This window comes from Planktothrix sp., from assembly GCF_046067725.1.
Lineage (GTDB): Bacteria > Cyanobacteriota > Cyanobacteriia > Cyanobacteriales > Microcoleaceae > Planktothrix.
In genome coordinates this window covers 22,628-46,776 of sequence record NZ_JBJUDF010000052.1, presented here as the reverse complement: position 1 = coordinate 46,776, position 24,149 = coordinate 22,628, and the positions used below count along the sequence as shown (strand labels likewise).

The 24,149-nt window shown below is 39.7% G+C and carries 24 protein-coding genes and 1 pseudogene; 16 read left to right on the top strand and 9 right to left on the bottom strand.

Annotated features, from left to right (window positions below):
* The 7 genes and pseudogenes from ACKPEB_RS03020 to ACKPEB_RS02990 all read left to right on the top strand — a co-directional run.
* Window positions 1-123 (top strand): annotated as a pseudogene (locus ACKPEB_RS03020) (amidohydrolase); the annotation flags it as partial.
* Window positions 124-359: 236 nt separating this feature from the next.
* A complete protein-coding gene (locus tag ACKPEB_RS03015; protein ID WP_408963307.1) occupies window positions 360-1,523 on the top strand; it encodes a GuaB3 family IMP dehydrogenase-related protein in 1,164 nt (387 codons plus the stop codon).
* A gap of 748 nt (window positions 1,524-2,271) precedes the next feature.
* Complete coding sequence (gene trxA, locus ACKPEB_RS03010; RefSeq protein WP_408963306.1) at window positions 2,272-2,616, top strand: thioredoxin; 345 nt, start codon at window positions 2,272-2,274, stop codon at window positions 2,614-2,616.
* A gap of 198 nt (window positions 2,617-2,814) precedes the next feature.
* Window positions 2,815-3,882, top strand: a complete 1,068-nt coding sequence (locus ACKPEB_RS03005) for an LOG family protein (protein WP_408963305.1) — start codon at window positions 2,815-2,817, stop codon at window positions 3,880-3,882.
* Between the two features lie 47 nt (window positions 3,883-3,929).
* Window positions 3,930-4,382: a nitrate reductase associated protein gene (locus ACKPEB_RS03000; protein ID WP_408963304.1), complete on the top strand. Its 453-nt coding sequence runs from the start codon at window positions 3,930-3,932 to the stop codon at window positions 4,380-4,382.
* Window positions 4,383-4,662: 280 nt separating this feature from the next.
* Complete coding sequence (corA, locus tag ACKPEB_RS02995; RefSeq protein ID WP_408963303.1) at window positions 4,663-5,844, top strand: magnesium/cobalt transporter CorA; 1,182 nt, start codon at window positions 4,663-4,665, stop codon at window positions 5,842-5,844.
* A gap of 93 nt (window positions 5,845-5,937) precedes the next feature.
* Window positions 5,938-7,641 carry a DUF3352 domain-containing protein gene (locus ACKPEB_RS02990; protein ID WP_408963301.1) on the top strand — a complete coding sequence of 568 codons (1,704 nt, stop codon included), beginning with the start codon at window positions 5,938-5,940 and terminating at the stop codon, window positions 7,639-7,641.
* Between the two features lie 38 nt (window positions 7,642-7,679).
* Here the strand turns inward: ACKPEB_RS02990 and ACKPEB_RS02985 are convergent, their stop codons facing one another.
* Complete coding sequence (locus tag ACKPEB_RS02985; RefSeq protein ID WP_408963300.1) at window positions 7,680-8,663, bottom strand: CHAD domain-containing protein; 984 nt, start codon at window positions 8,661-8,663, stop codon at window positions 7,680-7,682.
* Between the two features lie 137 nt (window positions 8,664-8,800).
* Entirely contained in the window at window positions 8,801-9,016 is a 216-nt protein-coding gene (locus ACKPEB_RS02980; RefSeq protein ID WP_408963299.1) for a hypothetical protein, read from the bottom strand.
* A 451-nt stretch (window positions 9,017-9,467) separates the two neighbouring features.
* Between ACKPEB_RS02980 and ACKPEB_RS02975 the strand changes: the two genes are divergently transcribed.
* The 5 genes from ACKPEB_RS02975 to arsC all read left to right on the top strand — a co-directional run bounded on the left by ACKPEB_RS02975 (window position 9,468) and on the right by arsC (window position 13,804).
* Window positions 9,468-10,142, top strand: a complete 675-nt coding sequence (locus ACKPEB_RS02975) for an HAD-IA family hydrolase (RefSeq protein ID WP_408963298.1) — start codon at window positions 9,468-9,470, stop codon at window positions 10,140-10,142.
* A gap of 183 nt (window positions 10,143-10,325) precedes the next feature.
* Window positions 10,326-11,360 carry a PstS family phosphate ABC transporter substrate-binding protein gene (locus ACKPEB_RS02970; protein WP_408963297.1) on the top strand — a complete coding sequence of 345 codons (1,035 nt, stop codon included), beginning with the start codon at window positions 10,326-10,328 and terminating at the stop codon, window positions 11,358-11,360.
* 177 nt (window positions 11,361-11,537) lie between these two features.
* Entirely contained in the window at window positions 11,538-12,686 is a 1,149-nt protein-coding gene (arsB, locus tag ACKPEB_RS02965; RefSeq protein ID WP_408963296.1) for an ACR3 family arsenite efflux transporter, read from the top strand.
* Window positions 12,687-12,690: 4 nt separating this feature from the next.
* Window positions 12,691-13,359 (top strand): arsenical resistance protein ArsH, encoded by a 669-nt coding sequence (gene arsH / locus ACKPEB_RS02960; RefSeq protein WP_408963295.1) that lies wholly within the window; start codon window positions 12,691-12,693, stop codon window positions 13,357-13,359.
* 49 nt (window positions 13,360-13,408) lie between these two features.
* Window positions 13,409-13,804, top strand: coding sequence for an arsenate reductase, glutathione/glutaredoxin type (gene arsC, locus ACKPEB_RS02955; RefSeq protein ID WP_408963294.1), 396 nt, complete (start codon window positions 13,409-13,411; stop codon window positions 13,802-13,804).
* A 47-nt stretch (window positions 13,805-13,851) separates the two neighbouring features.
* On the opposite strand, the gene ACKPEB_RS02950 is transcribed toward arsC, so the two are convergent.
* From ACKPEB_RS02950 to grrP, 3 genes are all read right to left on the bottom strand, one after another.
* A complete protein-coding gene (locus tag ACKPEB_RS02950; RefSeq protein ID WP_408963293.1) occupies window positions 13,852-14,304 on the bottom strand; it encodes an SRPBCC family protein in 453 nt (150 codons plus the stop codon).
* Between the two features lie 453 nt (window positions 14,305-14,757).
* Complete coding sequence (zds, locus tag ACKPEB_RS02945; RefSeq protein WP_408963292.1) at window positions 14,758-16,224, bottom strand: 9,9'-di-cis-zeta-carotene desaturase; 1,467 nt, start codon at window positions 16,222-16,224, stop codon at window positions 14,758-14,760.
* A 193-nt stretch (window positions 16,225-16,417) separates the two neighbouring features.
* Window positions 16,418-17,311, bottom strand: a complete 894-nt coding sequence (gene grrP, locus ACKPEB_RS02940; RefSeq protein ID WP_408963291.1) for an extracellular substrate binding-like orphan protein GrrP — start codon at window positions 17,309-17,311, stop codon at window positions 16,418-16,420.
* Between the two features lie 155 nt (window positions 17,312-17,466).
* Between grrP and grrA the strand changes: the two genes are divergently transcribed.
* A complete protein-coding gene (gene grrA / locus ACKPEB_RS02935; protein ID WP_408963290.1) occupies window positions 17,467-17,826 on the top strand; it encodes a GrrA/OscA1 family cyclophane-containing rSAM-modified RiPP in 360 nt (119 codons plus the stop codon).
* 121 nt (window positions 17,827-17,947) lie between these two features.
* Complete coding sequence (gene grrM / locus ACKPEB_RS02930) at window positions 17,948-19,108, top strand: cyclophane-forming radical SAM/SPASM peptide maturase GrrM/OscB (RefSeq protein ID WP_408963289.1); 1,161 nt, start codon at window positions 17,948-17,950, stop codon at window positions 19,106-19,108.
* 116 nt (window positions 19,109-19,224) lie between these two features.
* Here the strand turns inward: grrM and ACKPEB_RS02925 are convergent, their stop codons facing one another.
* The 4 genes from ACKPEB_RS02925 to nagA form a co-directional block, all read right to left on the bottom strand.
* Complete coding sequence (locus ACKPEB_RS02925; protein ID WP_408963288.1) at window positions 19,225-20,100, bottom strand: alpha/beta fold hydrolase; 876 nt, start codon at window positions 20,098-20,100, stop codon at window positions 19,225-19,227.
* Between the two features lie 151 nt (window positions 20,101-20,251).
* Complete coding sequence (locus tag ACKPEB_RS02920) at window positions 20,252-20,602, bottom strand: DUF1815 family protein (RefSeq protein WP_408963287.1); 351 nt, start codon at window positions 20,600-20,602, stop codon at window positions 20,252-20,254.
* Window positions 20,603-20,994: 392 nt separating this feature from the next.
* Window positions 20,995-21,207, bottom strand: coding sequence for a DUF2839 domain-containing protein (locus ACKPEB_RS02915; protein ID WP_408963286.1), 213 nt, complete (start codon window positions 21,205-21,207; stop codon window positions 20,995-20,997).
* Window positions 21,208-21,263: 56 nt separating this feature from the next.
* Window positions 21,264-22,487, bottom strand: a complete 1,224-nt coding sequence (nagA, locus tag ACKPEB_RS02910) for an N-acetylglucosamine-6-phosphate deacetylase (RefSeq protein ID WP_408963285.1) — start codon at window positions 22,485-22,487, stop codon at window positions 21,264-21,266.
* Window positions 22,488-22,559: 72 nt separating this feature from the next.
* On the opposite strand from nagA, the gene purE reads away from it, so the two are divergent.
* Together purE and ACKPEB_RS02900 are read left to right on the top strand one after the other, a co-directional pair.
* Entirely contained in the window at window positions 22,560-23,039 is a 480-nt protein-coding gene (gene purE, locus ACKPEB_RS02905) for a 5-(carboxyamino)imidazole ribonucleotide mutase (RefSeq protein ID WP_408963309.1), read from the top strand.
* A 156-nt stretch (window positions 23,040-23,195) separates the two neighbouring features.
* Entirely contained in the window at window positions 23,196-24,008 is an 813-nt protein-coding gene (locus tag ACKPEB_RS02900; protein WP_408963284.1) for a Uma2 family endonuclease, read from the top strand.
* The last annotated feature ends 141 nt before the right edge of the window (window positions 24,009-24,149 follow it).

Here is a 24,149-nt window from a genome sequence, read left to right as displayed (position 1 = left end):
TCTGCAAATCCTGATAAAAATTTAGCTTTTCCCCATCATCATCCGCGTTTTAATTTTGATGAAACGGTGTTAGGAATGGGTGTTGAAATGTTTGTTCGCTGTGTTGAAAAATTCTGTAAGTAATTGATCAAAAGTTAAGTTCAGGGTGGATCTCAGAGAACAGCCCTTTATGATGCTTAAAAACAAGGGCGGAGTCAATGACGAGTCTGGTGAGGGAAGGATTAACGCTTGAGGCCATTGAGGTTTAAGTTTGAGAATCTTCAACTTTCCATACATCCCATCCCAGACCCTAATTCTCGATCTGTCCCCTCATTTTTGATAGTCTTAATACAAATAGAGTCTTGGGAACAAATACAAGAGTGGATATTGTAATTGGTCGGGGCAAGGTCGCCCGCAGAGCGTATGGCATTGACGAAATTGCGTTAGTCCCTGGACAGCGCACACTTGATCCGGTTTTGGCAGATACAACCTGGACAATTGGTGGCATTCAACGAGAAATTCCCATTATTGCGAGTGCAATGGATGGGGTGGTCGATGTTCGCATGGCTGTGGAATTATCTAAACTGGGGGCATTAGGGGTCTTGAATTTAGAAGGGATTCAAACCCGTTATCAAGACCCAGAACCGATTTTAGATCGCATCGCTTCAGTGGGAAAAGATGAGTTTGTCACCCTGATGCAAGAATTGTATGCTGAACCCATCAAACCCGAACTGATTACCCAACGAATTCAGGAAATTAAAGCAGGGGGTGGAATTGCCGCCGTAAGTGCTACGCCAGTGGGAGCGAGTAAATACGGGTCGGTTGTTGCTGAAGCTGGGGCTGATTTATTTTTTGTCCAAGCAACGGTGGTGTCTACAACCTTCCTATCGCCAGAGTCCGTTACCCCTCTGAATTTAGTCAAGTTTTGTCAGGAAATGCCCATCCCGGTGATTTTAGGGAACTGCGTTACCTACGATGTCACCTTAGATTTGCTTAAAGCCGGTGCGGCAGGAATTTTAGTGGGGATTGGCCCTGGGGCTGCCTGTACCTCACGGGGGGTTTTAGGGGTTGGGGTTCCCCAAGCAACGGCCGTGGCTGACTGTGCTGCCGCCCGCAATGATTTTTATCAAGAAACCGGACGGTATGTGCCGATTATTGCCGATGGTGGCTTAATTACCGGAGGAGATATCTGTAAATGTATCGCCTGTGGTGCGGATGGGGTGATGATTGGTTCACCCTTTGCCCGTGCCAAAGAAGCCCCTGGACGAGGTTATCATTGGGGAATGGCAACTCCTAGCCCGGTCTTACCCCGTGGAACTCGCATTCGGGTGGGGACTACGGGAACCTTAGAACAAATTCTGCGCGGCCCGGCTCAACTCGATGATGGCACTCATAATTTATTAGGGGCGTTAAAAACCAGTATGGGCACTTTGGGTGCCCAGACGATTCAGGAAATGCAGCAAGTGGAAGTGGTAATTGCACCTTCGCTGTTGACGGAAGGCAAAGTTTACCAAAAAGCCCAACAGTTAGGAATGGGTAAGTAAACTGACTCCGGTTGAGTTTAAGGTGTCTTGACACAACTGCTTAAATCGTCCTAAAAATTACGACTCAATCTGGAATTCTCTGAAATAAAATGGCACAATAGAAGAAGCGGAGACGTATGTTTCCGTTCACTCCTCACACCACACTCCGCCTGAACTTTTGTTCGGGCGGTTTCTTAATTTTAGGGATGATATACAACCGACCCGCTTAGATTCACTTGCCCCTAGCATACGGACAACTCCTCATTTGTGCAAGTCGCTAGAGAAAAAAATTGAGCAACCTGAGTGTTGAGTGCCAAGCCTCAGATGAATCAGCATTTCAGAGAATATCCTTTTGCAGTAAAATTGAGTTAAACTTCTGCTAATCCTGTTCGGAACAACAGAACCGACTCTAATCCTTAAGTTGAGCTTAACGTTTCCCCGGGGTTGATTCAAGCCCGTGTTGAAATATGCAATATAATGAGGAGTTATTGCTCGGTCAACCGTTTGCTCAAAATCCGAGTAGGATAGACAAGAAGAAAGCAAGACCTAGAGAGGAATCTTCTCTTCTGTGGCTGCGTCTACTGTTTGACAGTCAGTGGACGTAAAATTTTAATTCTTGTCGATCAGATTGCAGGAAAACCGTTAAATCTGATGTTAACGCTGTCTTCATCCAATCCGTTCAGCAAGAATCTGTCGTCAGATACTCCCGTGTCAGCGATGGGACTGTCCAAGTTGATAGGGTCTTAATATATTATAAGGATTTCTAGGGATGTCCAAAGCCGAAACAGTTACTGATGCTACTTTTAAGAACGATGTGCTTGACAGCGAAATCCCAGTGTTAGTGGATTTTTGGGCGCCTTGGTGCGGGCCTTGCCGGATGGTCGCTCCCGTTGTCGAGGAAATTGCCGATCAATATGCCGGAGAACTGAAAGTCGTCAAGCTCAATACAGATGAAAATCCGCAGGTTGCTAGTCAATATGGCATTCGCAGTATTCCGACTTTGATGATTTTCCAAGGGGGTCAAAAAGTGGATATGGTTGTGGGTGCTGTTCCTAAAACAACATTAGCGACTACTGTAGAAAAATACGTGAAGAAAAGTAACTCAGATAGTTAGGTTCCACTGTTGTATCAGTGTTGCAGGGGTTGACCATTCATCTCAACAACTGACTTCAAAAATCAATTCGTTTGGGTCAGTTGGGAGAAGAGATTTTCGAGTCCTTGAAAACGATACTCCCACCTCAAGCTCATTATTCACGGGTGTTGCGCCTTGGAACCTTGGGTCTGAGGCGCTTTGTTGTAAGTGATAAATTTTATGAACTCCTCTGATCTTAGCCACGCGGTAGATTCTCTACAAGCCGATATTATCCAGTTAGTTGATCAACTGCCGAATTTAAGGCATAAAAAGTGGATTTCACGAGCGCTTTCAAGCCTTGTTAACATGGCTGGAGAGGAATTTGAGACCCTGGATTGGAAAATTATTTCCGCATCTTTACTGGACTTAGAGCGAGGGTTTCAAACCTTTTATCCCTATCGTCATGTTCGTAAAATTTGTATTTTTGGTTCCGCTCGGATTCCGGCTGATACCCAAGAGTATCGCATGGCGGTAGATTTTGCCCAATCTGTCACCCAACAAGGATTTATGGTCTTAACCGGGGGGGGAGGTGGTATTATGCAGGCTGGGAATGAAGGGGCGGGTTTAGATTTATCGTTTGGGTTGAATATTCAACTTCCCTTTGAACAATCTTCAAATCCTTATATTGAAGGGAATAAAAAAGCGATTATCTTTAAGTATTTCTTTACACGCAAGTTGTTCTTTTTGCGTGAAAGTGATGCTTTAGCGATGTTTCCTGGGGGGTTTGGAACCTTGGATGAAACCTTTGAATGTTTAACGTTAATTCAAACGGGGAAATTTGGCCCGGCTCCGTTGATTTTAGTGGATCGTCCAGGGGGGGATTATTGGTACGATTTACATCAATTTATTGAGAAACAAATGTTAAATCGAGGGTTGATTTCACCGGATGATCCGAGTTTTTATACGATTACGGATGATTTATCTGTAGCTTGTCAAGCCATCGCTAATTTTTATCGCGTTTATCATTCGAGTCGCTATGTTAAAGATCAGTTTGTGATGCGGTTAAAATCGGAATTATCCGATCAGCAAGTTGAACAACTGAATGCTGAGTTTCAGGATATTTTATCCCAAGGTAGAATCGAGAAAACCAAGGCATTCCCTGAAGAACTTGGCGGCGAAACGGACGATTTACCTCGTTTAACCTTCCATTTTAATCAACGTCAAGTTGGACGATTATATCAAATGATTTATACAATTAATCGAATGGGAGCCAAGTCCCCAGAAGCAGCCCATCCAGAGCAGAAGTAGAATTCTGATTAACGGTTGACTGAAACCTGATATTCCCAACTCGAAATATGGATAATCTATTTCAATTTGAACAGGATTTTGTTGAATCTTTGCACTGTATTCCGATGGTTGTGCGGTATAAACTGGATACCTGTGGAGTGAAGTTAAAACTGGAACATTGGAATCAATTTCCTCAAAAAGTTCGTCAACAGTTGGTGCAAAATCCGATGAATACACCGGAAGAAATTACAATCTATCGAAGTTTATTGTATGAATTTGTCAAACAATATAGTCATATTCCTTTGAAAGATTTACCCATTGATGATCATCCGCCTTGGTTAAATGCGACAAGATTACCGGATAGTGTCCAGAAAAAAGCTGAAGAAGTAGGGGTTAATCTAACATTAAAACATTGGGAAAATCTCACCCCCCTACAAAGATTTGCCTTACTAAAATTAAGTCGTCCCAGCCATGAAAATAAAAACTTTTTCCCGGCTTTAAGAGAATTTAATATTGTGTAGCCAATGATTATATAGGCAGTCTAAATCGATTGTAGAATCTGACTTTCAGGATCATTAATCTCAAAAAATGGATACACATCCGGGTGTCAGTCCGAAAAAACCTCGCCCCAAGGATTTCGGTAATTTGTATTAATGATTTAGACTCACTATATTTTCTAGGATGATGAGTTAAACGATCAAGATTTTTGCTTCTTTCCTTCTACTTCTGCAACAAAATTCGCTAAAATAATCCTGGTTTTGTGCGAAGAACTCTATTCAATTAAGATTCTAGGGACGGGTTATGACACATAGTATGAAACCGATGACATCTGCTATTCATTCCGTAGAAGATGAGGATGAAGAAGAATCTAATTTAGATTATTTTTATGATGATCCGGGTACACCCCCTGGAACATTAGATGTTGAAGCGGATGATCCGCCACCAGAAATGGTTTTAATTGATTATAGTGAGGGGATGGCGACTCGTTTAAAATTAACAACGCCGGAAGAATGTGCACCTTATTTAGATACTCATTCTGTTTCTTGGTTAGACATTTTAGGGTTAGGAAATCAAGATACCTGGGAACGCATGGCGAAGGTCTTTAATTTACATCCCATCGCCTTAGAAGATGTGGTGAATGTGCCTCAACGTCCGAAAGTTGTGGAGTATGATGATCAACTGGTTATTGTTGCTTGGATGGTGAATTTAAAACCCGGTGAAGATCCTCTCCATAAAGAACAAGTGAGTTTAATTTTAGGTAAAAATTATTTACTAACCGTACAGGAAGAAGCGGAATATGATTGTTTACAACCTGTGCGCGATCGCATTCGTTATAATCAAGGCATTATTCGCAAACAAGGTGCTGATTATTTAGCTTATGCAATTTTGGATGCGATTATTGATGGCTTTTTCCCGGTTTTAGAAGAATATGGAGATATTTTAGAAGACTTAGAAGATCAAGTTGTTTTTAATCCTGTACCCAGAGATCTTGCTAAAATTTATAGGATTCGTCGAGATTTATTTACCCTGAGACGTGCAATTTGGGCACAACGAGAAGCGATTAATATGTTAATTCGAGATGGAAGTAATTTAGTTAGTCCAGAAGTTCGAGTTTACCTGCGAGATTGCTATGATCATACAATTTTAGTGCGGGATATGGTAGAAACTTATCGAGAATTATCATCGGATTTAATGGGAATTTATATGTCTTCGATGAGTAACAAAATGAATGAAATTATGAAGTTGCTAACCGTCATTTCAACTATTTTTATTCCCCTAACCTTTGTGGCGGGAGTCTATGGAATGAATTTTAATCCTGATGCTTCCCCGTTAAATATGCCGGAATTAAATTGGTATTGGGGTTATCCAGTGTGTTTAGGATTAATGTTTTTAATTGCTTTAGCCTTATTCTTTTTCTTCTGGCGACGAGGTTGGTTTAATAGTTTTTCCCCCTCTCAAGATGAAGAACTACCGATCCGGTGATTGATTTGCAAAGTGTAACTCCTTGGGTTAAAATCTCCCTCGATACTTAATCCATTTGTTGATTAGTTATTTATAGCCATCGTTGCTATTTTCATGATGCAAAAAATCAAACCCAATTTAATTTTAACGGTGGGAGTTGCGGCGCTACTTGTTGGAGGTGGAATTGCAGCTTACTACACCTTAGTGTCTCGAAAATTTTTAGAAGGGGTTCCCATTGGTGCCAATATTGTTCCTCAAGAAGCAATGGTGGCTGTATCTCTATCTACAGACGCTCAACAATGGGACAAATTAAAACAATATGGTACATCCCAATCTCAAGCGGCGTTAAAACAAGTGCTGAATGATTGGCAAAATCGAATTTTCACAGAAAATGGCTATGATTATCAAAAAGATATTCAGCCTTGGGTGGGGAAAGACGTGATGGTTGCTTTTTTACCCAATTCTAGTTTACTAACAGGAACCCCACCTGCACCACAAACTTCTAAAACCTTGAATCAACAGGCGATAGTGATGGTTTTTCCGATTGCTAATCCCACTCAAGCTAAAGAACTATTATCACAACCGAAAACTTTACCCCAAGGTCAAACGACTCAGCGATCTTATCGAGGAATTGATATTATTGAAACCCAAGGAAATCCTAAACAAAATTATTCGATTGCTATTTTAGGACAGGATTTCTTAGTTGTTACCACTGATCCGAATGCAACAGAACGGATAATTGATACTTATCGAGGGTCTAATTCCTTAGCAAAAACACCCGGATATGCGGCGGCTTTGAATCAGATTAAAACGGGGAATCCCTTTGCTCAAGTTTATCTGAATATTCCGGTTGCCACAACGGTTGCATCCGATCGGTCTGGTAATCCCATTCCTGAAAAAAATTTAGCACAAGTTCAACAGCATCAAGGATTCGCAACGGATATTACCTTAGAATCTCAAGGGGTTGGGTTAAAAGCGGTGTCTTGGTTAAAACCCAATAGTGAGAAAAAATTTATTGTTGAAAATCAAGGTCAAGAAATTTTGAAACAAATTCCAGAAAATACATTAATGATGGTTTCTGGAAGTAATTTAAAACAAGTTTGGGAAGATTATTCTCAAGGTGCGAATGCGAATCCGATGGCGCCGTTTAATCCTCAAGTGTTGAGTTCGAGTTTTAAATCTTCAACGGGGTTGGAATTAGAAACAGATGTTCTGAATTGGATGAAGGGAGAATTTTCGTTATCTTTGGTTCCTTCGACTCCAAATCCAAGAGCATTGGAACGATTTGTTGCGGGATTAGTGTTAATGGTAAAAGTATCCGATCGCAATGCGGCGGATAAAACTTTTACCCAATTAGATGAGGTGATGAAGAATAAAAAGTTTAAGGTGAGTGAAGTTAAAGTTAAGGATCAATCGGTGACCCAATGGGTGTCTCCCTTTGGGGGATTTTTGGTGACTCGTGGTTGGTTAGAAGGGAATTTAGCGTTTATAACTTTGGGGGGTTCCGTTGCGGATCAAATTGTACCGTTACCAACGGTTCCCATTACCTCTAATCCGTTATTTCAACAAACAGTTCCTATGGGATTGAGTCCCCAAAATGGCAACTTTTTTATGAATGTTGAACGGGTGTTTGATCCCAATGTTAGAACTTTATCTTTACCTCAACTTCCTCCTCAACAAAAAGTTTGGATTGATGCAATTCAATCTATTGGATTAACGACTGCCATCGTGAGCGATCGCACCAGTCGTTATGATATGTTTGTTAAACTGAAAAACCCGATCAATCCATCGAAAACACCCCCGAAAACACAACCTTAAATTCGGTTTTTTGGCGGTTAGCAGTTGGGGATTGACTGTTAATCGTCAAGATTTTTATTTTCGGTTTCTTGGCTAGGGTTCAGCAATTCTAAGCGAAATTGATAACGAGTTTCAGGTTGTAAATAGCGACGTTGAAATGGTTCCCAGATTTGCCAAGATTGGTAACGATTTTGAGTCAATAAATTAAAAAAAGTAGGAAGTTTAGCTATGGTTTTTGATGAAATTTCTTCGGCTATTTTTTCTCCTAAAACCATACTATCTTGAATATCTCCTAAACAAGATTGAATCGCTTTCATGTCTTCTAAATAATCTGAATATTTAGGACTATAAAAGTTAGTAAATAAATTCATTTGATAACGGACTCGCTTGACTTGCTTTCTTAAACTGTGCAATAATTTTCCTTGTTGATTTAAAATTTTTTCTACGGTTTCTAAAGGAATAGAACTTAGTGGGTTGTGAGTGTCACCAACCTGCCAACCTGGATGTAAAAATAATTGACTGATTTGCGGAAGTAATAAATCAGGAAGAACTTCATTAATTGGAAGCTTTTCTAGGGGGGTAAAGCCAGGATCTTTCACCCAATCTTGTAAATCTGCTTTCAAGTTTTTATAATTTTTAGATTCTAAAGTTAATGACACAACTCGAAAGACTTTGTGACGTTGTTTAACTAAACCCATTAATAATTGATCTAAGATTTCTTGTTCGGATGAAGGTAAATAGGAATAATAATTATTTTGTAACGTTTCTAATAGTACGTCTAAATCTCGTAATTTTCCCAAACGTCCCGCAATCTTACCAATTTTTTCATCTTCCGCCGATTTAGGTAAATCTAATACTGGAGCAAACCCAACAATTGCAGAACGCAATCTTCGCATCCCCACTCGCATTTGATGAAGTTCTTCAGGATCATGATCTTTTAACACTTCAGATTCATGACTGACGACTTTTTCCAGATGTTTTTTAATGCCTTGTACCGCCCAATATCCTAAAGTTTGGGCTTGAGGATTGGTTTTTGTTTCCATTGTGAAGCTCTCAAAATATTACAGTTAATTGTATTCGCGTTGTCACTGAATCTATCGCACAAAAAATTATAACAGAACTTCAAAATAGAAGCAAAACACAGGATTCTCCATCGGTAATCAGCTTGCTTAACTTAAATTTAATCACGGATAACGTTGGTTTTTAGGTTAGTAACTAATGCCTTAATTTGGCTATAGGCTTGTCTAGGAGATAGTCTACCTTCAGTTTCTAAACTAAAAATTTGAGTGAGATGGGTCGCAAACTCTTCCAATTGAGCTTGATCCAATACTAAAGATAATTGAGTTTCCCAATGATCAGCCTGATTCCAATCAAAACAATCTGGGGTTAATCTCATGGCTGTTTCCAAACGCGGCGACTTGTCATTAGCTTGTTAGCTTAACAATTAAATTCTTATCTTAGAGAATAAGCTGATTAAAGTCAAGGGAGTCGTTCATTAAATTTAAAAAGTAATTGTAAATCGACTTTACAAAATTTAGTCTTTCTCAATAAAACTATTATTGTGTTTATATTTTTTGATTCTTTAGGAAATCTTAACCCAATATTCAAACTTTTTTAACCTCCTATCGGTAGGGTCAAGATTACCATTTTAGGAGTTAAACATGGCTAATTTTAAGCTTTTTTTAGGGTTTTTCCTATTGATTGCCAATTAGAAACAAGTTTTATCGTAGTTTAAAATAGAAAATTAGAAGTCAATTGAAAAATCTTGAATATCCATCTCGTCTTAGTCTTGATTTATGAGTCAATTTCATTCATAATCAATTCAATACTTTATTAATGTTCCACCCATGCCCAACTTCAAAAAAATTACTCACGTTATCTACGACTTAGATGGTTTACTGTTAGACACAGAACCCCTTCATGCTCAAGTAAATCAAATGGTTGCTAACCATTATGGGAAAACAATTGACCCTACTCTCCATTGCAAAGTGAGAGGCAGGAAATCCCATGATTCTGCTCAACTCTTGATTCAAGAGTTAGATTTATCCCTGAGCGTTGAAGACTTTTTAAAACAAAAAGATGCCATTATTTATAAATTTTATCCCCATGTTTTACCGTTAGATGGGGCTGTTCGTTTAACTCAACATCTGGCTTCTCATCACGTTCCTCAAGGGGTTGCGACCAGTTCAGGAACTCGTCCGTTTACCGCTAAAACCCAAAGTCATCAAGAATGGTTTTCCTTATTTCAACAAATTGTTCGAGGCGATGATCCTGAACTTAAAAAGGGTAAACCAGCCCCCGATATTTTCTTATTAGTCGCGCAACGTTTAGGGGCAAAACCCGAAAATTGTTTAGTGTTTGAAGATGCCTTAGCGGGAGTTTCAGCAGCGAAAGCAGCAGGAATGTCAGTCATTGCTGTTCCCGCATCTGATATGGATCAATCCCTTTATCAAGAAGCGGATCAGATTCTTAATTCCTTGAGTGAATTTCAACCGGAATTATGGCAGTTACCTCAGTTTTAATCAATTACTCAAAGATTAGATGAATCAAGGCAATTAGCAATAATAATTTTCCTCATCTTACTCAAGCTGATGAAGTATTTTTAGAGGCTCTAAAATATTTTTAACCTTTTTTTAACTTGACATATCAAAAAAAATTGATATAATTTTAACATCCCTCATCCTAAATGTTACAGGGGATACTTTATGACGACGAGACTACCAAAATTACCTTGTTCTCTCACAACCTTAACTTTAGCTCTGGGGACTTCTACCCTGCTTTTGGCGTGCAGTCCAGGTCAGATCAAACAGACAAAATCGATTAAAATTGATGGTTCTAGTACCGTTTATCCCATCACTGAAACAATTGTTAAAAATTACAATGCTCAGAGTCCTTCTGATATAGACGTAACGGTTAATTTTTCAGGGACAGGAGGAGGTTTTAGAAAATTTTGTGCTGGAGAAACGGACATTAATAATGCTTCTCGACCGATTTTAAAAGCAGAAATGGAAGTTTGTAAACAAAACAATATTTCTTATCTGGAATTACCAGTTGCCTTTGATGCGTTAACCGTTGTCGTTAATCCTCAAAATACCTGGGCTCATGATATTACAGTTGCCGAATTAAAAAAGATTTGGGAACCTGAAGCCCAAGGAAAAATTACAACTTGGAATCAAATTAGAGCTTCTTGGCCAAAGCAACCCATTAATCTCTATGGCCCCGGTAAAGATTCAGGAACTTATGATTATTTTACCGCCGCAATTGTGGGAAAAGAAGGAGCCAGTCGCACTGATTATCAAGCCAGTGAAGATGATGAGATTCTTGAACAAGCTATTATTAATGATCCCAATGGATTAGGCTATTTTGGTTATGCTTATTATCAGAAAAAATTAGAGGCGTTAAAAGCATTAGCCGTTGATAATCAAAAGGGTTCAGGGCCAATTATGCCTTCTCAAAATGCAACGGAAGCCGAAAAATATCGACCCTTATCTCGCCCTTTATTTATTTATGTTAATGCCGTTGCCCTTCAAAATAACCCAGCTATGAATGATTTTCTGGATTTCTATATGCAAAAAGCATCACAAGTGGTTGAAAACGTGGGTTATATTCCTTTTGACTTTGATGATTATACCAAACTCTATCGCAACTTTCATAAAACAAAAGTTGGGACAGTCTTTGGTGGCAAATCTGAGTTTGATTTAACCTTAGATGAAGTATTGATAAAACGAGCAGAATACTAAAGTTTAAATCAGGTCAATCTAGGTTAATTCACCTAGATCAAGTGAATCTTTCTTAGATCGATCTCAGATTCTTAACATTTTTTAACTTGACATATCAAAATTTTTTGAAATAATGGTACTATCTCTAGGTGGTCAGAACTATCAAGCAATCAAGATTAGGATTTTGCAGGAGGTTCAATGAATGTAAAATCGTCAGGTGTAAATCCATCAGCCGTGCAGGTTGGTGGCCGACTCAGTTTTTTTGAAAAATATCTAACCCTTTGGGTATTTTTATGTATTATTGCGGGGATTATTTTAGGGCGATTATTTCCGGGTGTTGCCGTTGCTTTAGATGCCATGAGCATCTATCAAATCTCAATTCCGATTGCGATTTGCCTGTTTTTTATGATGTATCCCATCATGGTAAAAATTGACTTTACCCAGGCAGTCAACGCCCTTCGTACTCCCAAACCTGTGTTTCTAACCTTAGTGGTGAATTGGTTAATTAAACCTTTCACAATGGTCGTATTTGCTCAATTCTTTTTAGGCTGGTTATTTCGTCCGCTTTTAACAGGAACAGAACTGATCCGAGGGCAAGAAGTTGTATTAGCTAACTCCTATATTGCCGGGGCGATTTTATTAGGAATTGCTCCTTGTACCGCCATGGTTTTAATGTGGGGTTATCTGTGTTATGGTAATCAAGGTCATACTTTAGTTATGGTGGCAGTTAATTCCTTAGCGATGCTATTTTTATATGCACCGTTAGGGCGTTGGTTATTAGCAGCCAATGATTTAACCGTTCCTTGGCTAACGATTTTTTTATCCGTTTTAATTTATGTTGGCTTACCTTTAGCGGCGGGAATGTATAGCCGATATTGGATCTTTAAAAACAAGGGTAAACAATGGTTTGAACAAAAGTTTCTGCATTATTTAAGCCCAATTGCTATCTCGGCACTATTAATTACTTTGGTGTTACTATTTGCATTCAAAGGAGAATTAATTGTTAATAATCCTCTGCATATTGTGTTGATTGCAGTTCCATTATTCATCCAAACTAATTTTATCTTTCTAATTAGCTATGTAGCGGGTTTAAAATTAAAATTGTCCTATGAAGATGCAGCACCCGCCGCATTAATTGGAGCGAGTAATCATTTTGAAGTCGCGATCGCAACCGCCGTTACATTATTTGGTTTAAATTCCGGTGCTGCTTTAGCAACAGTTGTGGGGGTATTAATTGAAGTTCCTGTAATGTTAATGTTGGTGGAAATTTGTAAAAAAACAGCTTTTTGGTTTCCCAGAGAACCAGAAAAAGCGACTTTACTTGATCCTCGTTGCTTAAAGGTCTAAATCAATGAGTCAGTTTGATCATCCACCCCGAATTTTGTTTTTATACGGTTCTTTGCGAGAGCGTTCCTATAGTCGTTTATTAGCAGAAGAAGCCGCCCGAATCATACAAGAATTCGGTGCAGAAGTCCGATTTTTTAACCCACGAGAATTGCCGATTTATGGAAGTGTACCGGATACTCACCCTAAAGTTCAGGAGTTACGTGAACTCAGTTTGTGGTCTGAAGGACAAGTTTGGTCAAGTCCAGAATTGCATGGTCAAATCAGTGGAATTATGAAAAATCAAATTGATTGGATTCCCTTGAATATTGGCGCCGTTAGACCCACTCAGGGAAGAACATTAGCGGTGATGCAGGTGAGTGGAGGTTCCCAGTCTTTTAATGCTGTTAATACCCTGCGAATTTTAGGGCGTTGGATGCGGATGTTTACTATTCCTAATCAGTCTTCGGTGGCTAAAGCTTACCAAGAATTTAACGAAGACGGAACCATGAAGGATTCTCCGTATCGAGATCGGGTTATTGATGTTATGGAGGAGCTTTATAAATTCACATTGTTACTTCGAGATCAAGTTGATTATCTCACCGACCGTTACAGTGAACGCAAAGAAAAAGGGCTTCAGGAAACCCTAAGTGAGATGGGGAAAACGATTAACAAAGTTGATCTTCATCGGATCTAAACCCTTGAGATTTTCGAGTTTTTAACCTTTATAAATTAGGAGATTAAACATGAAAAAAGTAATGTTTGTTTGTAAAAGAAATTCTTGCCGTTCTCAAATGGCGGAAGGATTTGCTAGAACATTAGGAGCCGGAAAAATCGCCGTTACCAGTTCCGGTTTAGAAGCGAGTCGGGTTCATCCTACTGCAATTCAAGTGATGGATGAAATTGGGATTGATATTAGCAATCAAACTTCTAACCCCTTAAGTGATTTTCAAGCGGAAGAGTATGATGCGGTGATTTCTCTGTGTGGTTGTGGTGTGAATTTACCCGAAGATTGGGTCACTCAAGAAGTTTTTGAAGATTGGCAATTAGATGATCCCGACGGACAACCGTTAGAAACGTTTCATCGGGTGAGAGATGAAATTAAACAACGAGTTGAACGGTTAATTAACGCTTTAAGCTAAAAATACCATCTGGAATTAAAGATCAGATGCCATCATTGAACCTGATTCTAATTCAAAGCACTACTATAGGATTCGATGGCATAATCTCGAAATCGTTCTAAATCTTTTTGAATGGTTGATTCTACAATTCCACCCAAAAACAAATTATCCATAACTTGCCCTAAAATTCCTGGGATAGCATAAGAAACCGTTAATTTAACAATACTACTGCCATGACGATCATAAAACCGAATTGCGCCTCGATTCGGTAAACCATCGACAGATTCCCATTGAATAATTTGATGAGGAATTTGTTTCAAAATCCTTGATAACCAACTAAATTGGAAATTACCTGTCGCTAATTTCCAACGAGACAACTCAGGATTCTCATCTAAAACTGTTACTGAATCAATCCATTTCATCCAACGAGGCATTTGTTCCAAATCTGACCACAGATTCCAAGAAACATCAATGGGAACCGGAACTTCAATTTGAACGCTATGTTCTAACCAATTAGCCATAATATTGAGTCGATGTAATGATTTTTTATGCTAAGGATTGAAAATAATACCCGGCTTTTTAGGGATTGCACAAAAGCAGATCAAGAATATAGCAATCCGCGCTGAGGTTGTCAGATTTGAGGGTAGGAGTTGGGTTTCCTAACCCTGTTTGCTCCTAGTTTGGGAGACCCAACTCCTACTGGTTTTGATCACAAATCATTTAGACTTGCTATATTAATCTTAAAAAAGATCTATAGCAAGTCTACATAGGTTGTAATCACCTCTATGACTAAAACCCTTACCGTAGTAGGGGGAATTCATGAATTGCCCCTACCACAAATCAAATAGGATTGCTATAGATCTGGGTGTAAGTACACCCCACCCTATTTGTACAACAGATTAAGATTCGTGATATCTCCTAATTTTATCTCAAATCTTGATCACAAACCGGATTTCTTTGATCCCTCTCAATTTTTAAACAACTACTGCAGAAGGTTTAACCCCAGGAAAGCTATTTTCTAATATGGCTTTAGCAGCTTGTCGCCCTGAAATAGTAGCTCCTTCCATACTATCAATATAATCCTGTTGCGTGTAACTTCCCGCTAAAAAGAAGTTAGCAACGGGGGTTTTTTGACTCGGACGATAGGCATCCATTCCGGGTGCTTCTCGATATAAAGATTGTGCTAATTTCACCACACTATACCAAGTCATATTCAGTTCCCGTGAACTAGGGAATAAATCGTGAACTTGTTTGAGAACATGGTGAGCAATTTCTTCGTTATTTTGTTTAATAAACGGATCACCGGGTGTTAACACTAACTGCAATAAAGATCCCTGTCCTTCTCGATAATAATCCGCCGGACTAGATAACGCTAAATCGGAAAAACAAGAGAAATCCGCATCGGCTGTATATAATAAATTATCAATGCCCGCAGCTTCTTTCAGTTGTTGGCGTTTTGCCGGATCATTTAATTCTGTCACCCAACCATCAAAACGCAGTTGAACTGTAGCAACGGGAACCGCTTCTAATTTATAAATATTGTCAAATTCTGACCATTTGCGCCAAGCCGCCGGAATCATTTTTTGTACACCTGGAACATCCCCAGCGCAAACATAAGCATCTGCAACAATGGTTTCTTCTGTATCCCCTTTTGCCACGATCATTCCGGTGACATAGGTTTTTCCGTCAATTTCCTCAAATTTAAGTTCTCGAACTCGACGCCGGGTGTGAATTTTTGCTCCCCGTTCTTGTAAATAATTAACAATGGGTTTATGCAAATATTCTGCTGGAGATCCTTCTAACATTCGCAGCACAGATGCCTCTGTTTTTGCGGCAAAAAATTGGAAAATCGTTAACATACAGCGAGCGGAAATATTCTCAGTATCGATAAATCCTAACGCATAGGCAATGGGGTTCCACATTCGTTTTAAACTGCCTTCAGAACCGCCATGACTGCGAAACCAATCAGCAAAACTCACTCGATCTAATTCTCGAATCGTTTTCATCGCACCTTCAAAGTCTACCAACCCGCGAACAATGGGACTGGTTCCTAATGCAATGGCATTTTGAAGTTTATCAATGACCGAAAGTTGGGAGGTGGTAAAAAAGGCTTTTAACCCGTTAAACGGTGCCCCAGTAATGAAGCGAAAGTCTAAGCTTCCGGTCTGTCCTCCTTTGTTAACAAAAATGTGGGTATGATCTTTTAAGCGGAGGTTATCAATGGCTCCCACTTTCCGCATCAGTTCAAATAAGTTATAGTAGCAGCCAAAAAAGACGTGCAACCCCATTTCGATATGATTACCATCGGGGTCTACCCAACTGCTAACCTTTCCGCCGACAAAGGGACGGGATTCAAAAATTTCAACTTCGTGTCCGGCATCTACGAGGTCTATTGCCGTAGCCATGCCTGCTAAACCTGCTCCTGCGATCGCAACCCGCATTTGTTAGACTGCCCTTTTCCTTAACCGTTTGTTTACAGATTGTAACAAAAAGCGGGAATATTCAAAAGAAACTCAAGAAACTCGGTTTCTGGAGGGATTTACACTCTTGTCCTCCCATTAATCTAGGGACTGTCATCCCCAAAACCGAGTTTTTTCTGTGAATAATAGCGATCGCTCTTGAGTTTTTTCAGTATTATTGCTTGATGCGAATTTGTTCTCTGGAGTTGATCACTTCTGTAAAATAGTTTTCAATTAACTGGGGATCAAGATTAATAATTCCCTGGGAACCAAACCAACGATTAACAATTGCAACAGAACTGGCTTCTCCCTCCAGATAACCCTGCATCAGTCGAACAATTGTATAGTTCACAATATCTAAAAACTTAGAGTTATTTTCAGGAACCATACAAGCAATGCCTTCTCGATTATAGGGTTGAGCCGGAGTGGTGGTAAAAGCATCTGGTTGATTCACGGTTTGACGATACCCTTCAAGTGCAATTACATCCGCCGCCAGAGCATCAATTCGTCCCGAAGATACGGCTTGAAATCCTTCTTCTAAAGTAGAAATTTGAACAAAGGTTGCATCCGGTTGAACGAATTTAATCACCTGTTCTGCAATAGTTTGAGGTAATACCCCAATGCGTTTTCCCTTCAAAGAATCAGGGGTTCCTAAACCACTGCCTGATTTAGATAAGATTTTTGTGCCTCCTCTTGCCATGGGCAAAGAAAAATCAACAAATACATCTCGATCCCAAGTAAACCCAATATTACACGCTAAATCAATTTCACCATTCGCAACTTTTGGAATCCAATCTTGAGGAGTTACAACCACAAAGTCAACTTGAATTGATCGTCCTAACTGTTCTTCAACTCGTTTTTTAATTAAATTCACAAGATCAACGGAATAACCGACTAATTCTCCTTGATCATTCACATAGGATAAGGGCACAGCTTCAGTTAACATTCCAACGGTTAAAGTTCCTGTCCTTGCCGTCCGTTCTAACACCGTTTCTGCATGGCTAGTTAAAGAACAACCTAACGTTAATCCGACTGCCATTAATAAACTCAAAAAAGTTTTTTTTAGCATTGATAGTCCTTATACTTTTTGTAGGTTCGTTTTATAGACAGAGAAGAATCGATGATAGCAAAATCTTTTAAGCTATTATACATTTTAGATGATATAATCAATAGCAGTTTGATCTTAAAATATAAAGATTTATTGCAGTAGCGTGCAAACCTTACATGAACATTCAAACAACAACTGGATTAGTCGGTTTTCTCTTATCTCTTTCTGTTCTCAACCTAACGGTTGCAGAAGCTAAAACCTCCCATCCACTCTCCAAGGATTCAGCTAACACCATTGAACAACGGTTGTCTCGCCTGTCTGCTACCATTAAAGCCCAGGAAGAACAACAATCTGAATCAATCCAAACACGACCCCAAGATACCCGGATCGCATTGGGTTGGGGCGATGGTAGTGGCAGAGATTGGGTCAATGGTCGTGGAGGCGGCGGTTGGGCTGATGGTAGTGGTAGAGATTGGGTCAATGGTCGTGGAGGCGGTCGTTGGGCGGATGGAGGCGGTTTCTTAAATCGTTACTAAAGCTGAGGCGTTAACTTCAGTCCTCATACCCTGAACAGGTATTTTGGGCATAGGGGTGAGGGAATCTTGCCCCTATCGGTGATCTCAAAATAACTCAAGACTTCTTTTTTTATTTTTAGTTATGCTTTCCCCCGATTTTAAGATTGCTGATTTTGGGCCGATTAATTTAGTCGTGATTCAAACCACTTCTTTCTGTAATTTAGACTGTGATTATTGTTATTTACCGAATCGAGAACAAAAGCATCAATTATCCTTAGATTTAATCCCAGCGATTTTTAAAACCATTCTCACAAGTCCATTTGTACAGCATGATTTTACAGTTTGTTGGCACGCAGGAGAACCTTTAGCCGTTCCAATTTCCTTTTATGAATCTGCATTTCAATTAATAGAAGAATCTAGCAAAAAATTTAATACAAAATCTCATAGAATTTGGCAATCAATTCAAACTAATGGAACATTAATTAATCAAAAATGGTGTGATTTATTTAAAAAACATGATGTTTTAGTCGGTGTTAGTCTTGATGGCCCTGATTTTATTCATGATACCCACCGTCAAACTCGGAAAGGAACCGGAAGTCATAAGAGTACCATGCGAGGTATTTCATTATTACAAAAAAATGATATTTCAGTTCATATTATTGCGGTAATTACAGAACAATCCTTAGATTATCCCGATGAAATCTTTAACTTCTTTATGGATAATAACCTCACCCATGTGGGGTTTAATTTTGAAGAAACAGAAGGGATTCATCAATCTTCTTCTCTAGCCAACCGAAAACTTGAAGCGCGATATCAAGCTTTTATTAAACGAATGTGGGATTTAACAGCCCAAAGTCAAGGAGAATTTAAAATCCGAGAATTTGAAAACCTTTGTAATGTTATCTATAATGATTGTCGTCTGCATCAAACGGATATGAATGCTCCCTTTGTGATTGTCAGCTTTGATCATCAAGGCAATTTTTCTACTTTTGATCCCGAATTATTAGCGGTCAAAACAAAAGATTATGGAGATTTTATTTTAGGTCATGTCTTAACAGATAGTTTAGAATCCGTTTGTTATACGGAAAAATTCCAGAACATTTATCAAGACATGAAAGCCGGGGTAGAGCAATGTCAACAAACCTGTCAATATTTTGGGGTTTGTGGAGGTGGCGCAGGAAGTAACAAATATTGGGAAAATGGAACGTTTAATTCTACCGAAACCCATGCCTGTCGCTATCGCATTCAAATGATTACTGATCGGATTTTAGAGGAATTAGAAAAAATTTATCATCTTTCATAAAAATAATAAAATTGCCCTAAAATCAGAACGAAAGCGATCGCAATATTTACAAAACAGTTACGAAAAATAGGGATTAATCCTGATGAATGATCAGGTTAAAATCCATTCAACATCCATCAACATCTTAAAAAATTCAATAATTCTCGATTCACCCTTTGGGGAACTTCCTGTTGAATCCAGTGACCACAATCAGGAATTAATTGTAACTTAAAGGGTGCAGCAATCAATCGGTCTAAACCTTCAGTTAAATGATGACTTAAAAAAGAATCTTCTTTTCCCCATAATACCAAGGTCGGAGACAAAATTTTGCTGGGAGTTTTTGTCCAATTTAATAACCAATTTGGCGGCCAAAATAAATGACGATAATAATTAATTGCCGATTGTAATGCGCCCGGTTTTTCTAAAGCCGCTTCATAAATTTGAGTTTCTTCCGCACTAAAAGCTCCTTTACGGATGGCGTGTTCTCGTAACGCATTGGTGACAAATTCTTTTAAATTCTGTTGAATTAACCATTCAGGAATGCCCGGAACTTGAAAGGCAAAAACAAACCAACTGCGGCGAAGTTGATCTAAATTACTCACTAATTCTTGAACAAAGCGATGGGGGGGAGGAGCATTGAGAATCGCTAAACGGTTGAGAGATTGGGGAAACTTTTGAGCAAAGTGCCAGGCAATTAACCCGCCCCAATCATGCCCAACAAGATGAGCTTTGACATAGCCTAAACGTTCTATTAATCCGTGAATATCGGTACAGAGGGTATCTAAATCATAGCCACTTTCCGGTTTATCGGAATCGTTGTAGCCGCGTAAATCCGGCACAACGACTTTAAAATAACGGGCTAGGGCTGGAATTTGATAGCGCCAAGCGTACCAAAATTCAGGAAACCCATGTAGGAGTATGACAAGTTCACCTTCGCCTTGAGTCACCGTGTGTAAGCGAATGTTGTTCGTTTCAACAAACAGATGTTGCCAATCTGATTCTAGTGTGGCCATAAACTCCAAGCTTGTTGCTCACCAGTGGGATGTTGACATCTTTAAGAATTTCCTCAAGGGATTGGAGCAATACTAAACAGTTGCTTCTGATTTCAGATTACCACTCACAGGCGGTGTCAAAGTCCCTCTTGAGATCATATCATCATGCCGACTAAACACGCTGGACAAGTTTGGGAGTCATGGCACAAACAGAAGTTGTTCCTCTGTAAACCATTAAGTTTGCTAATTCCTGCAACTGTTGAATGGCTTCAGCGCCTTCAAGTTTCATGAGTTCGCGATCATCGCGCATTTCCGTCCAGGTAATGCCATAGTCTGACACGAGAAACCGAATCAGATGATTTTCGCCTAAACTCACCATAAAGGAAGCGCTATTCATCTGACCGCCACAGGTATAGCAGGAAGCGAGATACCCCTGACGTTCTAGCACGGTAGCTAGAGCTTGGAGGTTCATTACCAAGTCCTGAACGAATTTGCGGTGTTGTTCTGCCAGTCTGAGAAACATAAATTGTCCTCCTATCACCACACCTAAGATTATTTTCAGAATGTAACATAATCTTAAGGTTTTGGTGCTGAAATATTAATCTTAGTCTGATCTCGCTAAATTGAAAAGAATACCTCCTAAGCATTAAAGTCTATAACGTTTTGAAGATTAATCAAACCTCTCTTCAAAGAAGGTATCTCGGAAAACAATACGGTTAAATTTTGCACAGTTTAGGGTTCTAACCGAGTTTAGATGCGGTTCTGCCAGGGATGAGTAGTCAAATCCACTCTAAACTATAAAAATATTTAATACTTGTTATAAGTAAAACCCTAGTTATGAGAGTGTCAATTTCCCGTTTCAGCAATCCGTTGTTGCTGAAGACAAGTTCAGATCAACCCCTGTTCCCTGGGATTTTAATCAATTTGCCACCATCCAAACCCAGGGCCAATAAACCGAATCGTAATCCAGACAACGACCAATAATCCAATCCCGATCCAACTCGCTTTAGTGGTAATTTCCATGAATTGTTGGCTTTGTTTTTTGGTAATGGGAAGCCAAGGGGAGACTTTTTCTTCTTGGCCATAACGTTCTCCCAGGCTTTCTTTTCGACGTTTTGCTTCACCCATATTCCGATACAAAAGTTAACATTAAATCTCATTTACTCAATTTTATTTTATTCTATTTATTGGCAAATGGCAGGATGACAACTGAAGAGTCGCTGCCAACTTAACGTTTGAATTGCAGCCGATGAATCAACCCGCCATCGCAACAGTTGAAATGCAGATTCACCGATTAAGGAAGATAAACCCAGAGCTTGTCTAGGGGCAAGGGTGGCTAACGCGATCGCATCTTCCACGCTACAGCAATTCCATTGAACTAAATTCTGCACCCCAGTTAATAGAGGTAAAGTGGTTCCCGCTAAGGTGCCATCAGGTAAACGGGCTGTTCCTTGTTTGACTTCAATTTCTCGTTCATCCCAAGGATAAACGCCATCGGGAAGCCCCAAAGGAGATAAGGCATCACTGACCAAGAATAGGGGAAAATCAGTCGTTTCTCTGCCCGACATTCTCAATAGTAACTTCACCATTAATGGGGAAACGTGCTGTCCGTCCGCAATTAAACCCAATTGCACCCCTGGGTGAATGAATGCAGCCCCTAATAAACCGGGTTCTCGATGGTGTAAACTCGGCATGGCATTAAAAGCATGAGTCACCATCTTTGCCCCCTGGTTAAACGCTTGTTCAGCTTGGGCTGCCGTAGCCTGTGAGTGACCTAAACTAACAATCATGCCTAATTTGGTCAAATGGGAAATCACGCTGCCTGTAGGGTCTAATTCCGGGGCTAGAGTCATGATTTTAACCAGATGACTGTAGTTTCCTAGTACCCGTTGTACGTGATCCAGGGTTAAAGGTAACAAATGTTCTTGGGGATGGGCGCCACGTTTACTCGGATTCAGAAACGGCCCTTCGAGATGAACGCCTAATAGTTTAGCAGTGGGTTGATGTGGGTCAACGGTTTGCATAAATTCGGCTATTGTTGCCAGCGATCGCTGAATTTTATCAATGGAAGTGGTAACAATTGTTGGCATAAAACCATCGATTCCTTGTTGCCATAAATATTGACAAATTTCTGTTAATTTCAGGAGATGCTGGGGTTCTAAATCAGGAAAAGCTAATCCTAACGCGCCATTAATTTGTAAATCAATTCCGCCAAGGGATAACCAATCTCCTTGTAAATCTAATAGTTCAATTTCTGTTGAAGATAACCGTTGATCACGATCCGTCATCGGTTGAATGGCATGAATTTGACCTTGACGAATTAAAACTTGTTGTAAATTTTTGGTTCCTGGGAGACGGACATTGATAATATCGAGATGAGCAGCATTCTGCTGTTGTATTGTTGTCATAAGGAATGGTTTTTAGCTTTGGACTCTACATCATTATTTCCTAACTCTACTCCTCCTGTGGTCGGGATTATCATGGGAAGCGATTCAGATTTACCCACCATGAGTGCGGCGATCGCTGTTTGTGAAGAATTTAATCTCCCCCATGAGGTCGCCATTGTTTCAGCCCATCGGACTCCAGACCGAATGTTTGACTATGCAAAAACCGCCCATTTACGAGGCTTAAAAGTAATTATTGCGGGTGCTGGAGGCGCTGCCCATTTACCCGGAATGGTAGCATCTTTAACCCCGCTTCCGGTGATTGGGGTTCCTGTGACTACTCGCACGTTACAGGGGGTCGATTCTCTCTATTCTATTGTGCAGATGCCTGCGGGAATTCCGGTGGCAACCGTAGCCATTGGAAATGCTAAAAATGCGGGTTTATTGGCGGTACAAATTTTAGCCAGTCATGATCCTGAATTGTTACAAAAGGTTTTAGATTATCGAGAAAATCTCAAGCAATCTGTTTTGGAAAAACAAAGCCGTTTAGAACAGGTGGGCTATGAACAATATTAATATTTAATAGTAAAAAAGTTGTTTTCAGTCGGGTGAGGTGCAACTTTTTTTATTAATTAAATAGATTTTCTGAATCAAAACAGTTGAGTACAAAATGAATCAAATCCTCTTTAATAATTTTGCTATCTTAAATGAAACCTAATTTTTCCTACTGCGATGACAACAATACTTCCTACTGAACAACCCCTAACAACTTTACCGGATCACACTCAACTCCCTGACTCAGACGGAACATTTGTGAAAAACTTTCAAGAACACCCGCAAAGTATTTTACTGACGGACTCGATTAACCCAATTTTGCAAAATATTCATCCTGATGGATATTATTGTATGGGTCAAGATAGTGGGATTTATTGGAGAATTACTGACCCACCACAACGGGGTGCAGAAGCGCCAGATTGGTTTTATGTTCCTAATGTTCCTCCTAGTTTAAACGGTCAAATGCGCCGTTCTTATGTGCTTTGGCAAGAATATGTTGCTCCTTTAATTATTTTAGAATTTGTCTCTGGGGATGGTTCAGAAGAACGGGATAAAACTTCGTTATGGACGGCTGAAACTGAAGGCAAAAAACCGGGTAAATTTTGGATTTATGAGCAAGTCATCCGTCCAGCATTCTATGGAATTTATGAAGTTGAGAAAGCGAGTGTTGAAGTGTACCATTTAATTGAAAATCGCTTTGAACTGCTTCCCCCAAATGAACGCGGACACTACCTCATTCCTGCTTTAAATGTAGAATTAGGAATTTGGCAAGGTCAATATCAAAATGTACAATTACCTTGGTTACGCTGGTGGGATAGTCAGGGGAATTTATTATTAACCGGGGATGAACGAGCGGAAATTGAACGTCAACGGGCAGAAACTGAACGTCAACGGGCGGAAATTGAACATCAACGGGCAGAAATTGAACATCAACGGGCAGAAAAGTTAGCTGCACAATTACGAGCATTAGGAATTACACCCGAAGATTGATTATTGATAGTTTTTGGTTCCCTGGTAGAGCCAGGGAATACTTTTTTATAGGCTCTGCCTTTAATTAATAATAGTTACAGGAGGCAGAGCTTCTTCAATAGGGTTTCCAGCAGGGCTGTTTCATTTTCGAGAGCGAATTTG

Bases quoted from the DNA above. Each gene is read 5' to 3' on its own strand.
- trxA (WP_408963306.1), top strand. From the start codon at position 2,272: ATGTCCAAAGCCGAAACAGTTACTGATGCTACTTTTAAGAACGATGTG.
- ACKPEB_RS03005 (WP_408963305.1), top strand. From the start codon at position 2,815: ATGAACTCCTCTGATCTTAGCCACGCGGTAGATTCTCTACAAGCCGAT.
- ACKPEB_RS03000 (WP_408963304.1), top strand. From the start codon at position 3,930: ATGGATAATCTATTTCAATTTGAACAGGATTTTGTTGAATCTTTGCAC.
- corA (WP_408963303.1), top strand. From the start codon at position 4,663: ATGACACATAGTATGAAACCGATGACATCTGCTATTCATTCCGTAGAA.
- ACKPEB_RS02990 (WP_408963301.1), top strand. From the start codon at position 5,938: ATGATGCAAAAAATCAAACCCAATTTAATTTTAACGGTGGGAGTTGCG.
- ACKPEB_RS02985 (WP_408963300.1), bottom strand. From the start codon at position 8,663: ATGGAAACAAAAACCAATCCTCAAGCCCAAACTTTAGGATATTGGGCG.
- ACKPEB_RS02980 (WP_408963299.1), bottom strand. From the start codon at position 9,016: ATGAGATTAACCCCAGATTGTTTTGATTGGAATCAGGCTGATCATTGG.
- ACKPEB_RS02975 (WP_408963298.1), top strand. From the start codon at position 9,468: ATGCCCAACTTCAAAAAAATTACTCACGTTATCTACGACTTAGATGGT.
- ACKPEB_RS02970 (WP_408963297.1), top strand. From the start codon at position 10,326: ATGACGACGAGACTACCAAAATTACCTTGTTCTCTCACAACCTTAACT.
- arsB (WP_408963296.1), top strand. From the start codon at position 11,538: ATGAATGTAAAATCGTCAGGTGTAAATCCATCAGCCGTGCAGGTTGGT.
- arsH (WP_408963295.1), top strand. From the start codon at position 12,691: ATGAGTCAGTTTGATCATCCACCCCGAATTTTGTTTTTATACGGTTCT.
- arsC (WP_408963294.1), top strand. From the start codon at position 13,409: ATGAAAAAAGTAATGTTTGTTTGTAAAAGAAATTCTTGCCGTTCTCAA.
- ACKPEB_RS02950 (WP_408963293.1), bottom strand. From the start codon at position 14,304: ATGGCTAATTGGTTAGAACATAGCGTTCAAATTGAAGTTCCGGTTCCC.
- zds (WP_408963292.1), bottom strand. From the start codon at position 16,224: ATGCGGGTTGCGATCGCAGGAGCAGGTTTAGCAGGCATGGCTACGGCA.
- grrP (WP_408963291.1), bottom strand. From the start codon at position 17,311: ATGCTAAAAAAAACTTTTTTGAGTTTATTAATGGCAGTCGGATTAACG.
- grrA (WP_408963290.1), top strand. From the start codon at position 17,467: ATGAACATTCAAACAACAACTGGATTAGTCGGTTTTCTCTTATCTCTT.
- grrM (WP_408963289.1), top strand. From the start codon at position 17,948: ATGCTTTCCCCCGATTTTAAGATTGCTGATTTTGGGCCGATTAATTTA.
- ACKPEB_RS02925 (WP_408963288.1), bottom strand. From the start codon at position 20,100: ATGGCCACACTAGAATCAGATTGGCAACATCTGTTTGTTGAAACGAAC.
- ACKPEB_RS02920 (WP_408963287.1), bottom strand. From the start codon at position 20,602: ATGTTTCTCAGACTGGCAGAACAACACCGCAAATTCGTTCAGGACTTG.
- ACKPEB_RS02915 (WP_408963286.1), bottom strand. From the start codon at position 21,207: ATGGGTGAAGCAAAACGTCGAAAAGAAAGCCTGGGAGAACGTTATGGC.
- nagA (WP_408963285.1), bottom strand. From the start codon at position 22,487: ATGACAACAATACAACAGCAGAATGCTGCTCATCTCGATATTATCAAT.
- purE (WP_408963309.1), top strand. From the start codon at position 22,560: ATGGGAAGCGATTCAGATTTACCCACCATGAGTGCGGCGATCGCTGTT.
- ACKPEB_RS02900 (WP_408963284.1), top strand. From the start codon at position 23,196: ATGACAACAATACTTCCTACTGAACAACCCCTAACAACTTTACCGGAT.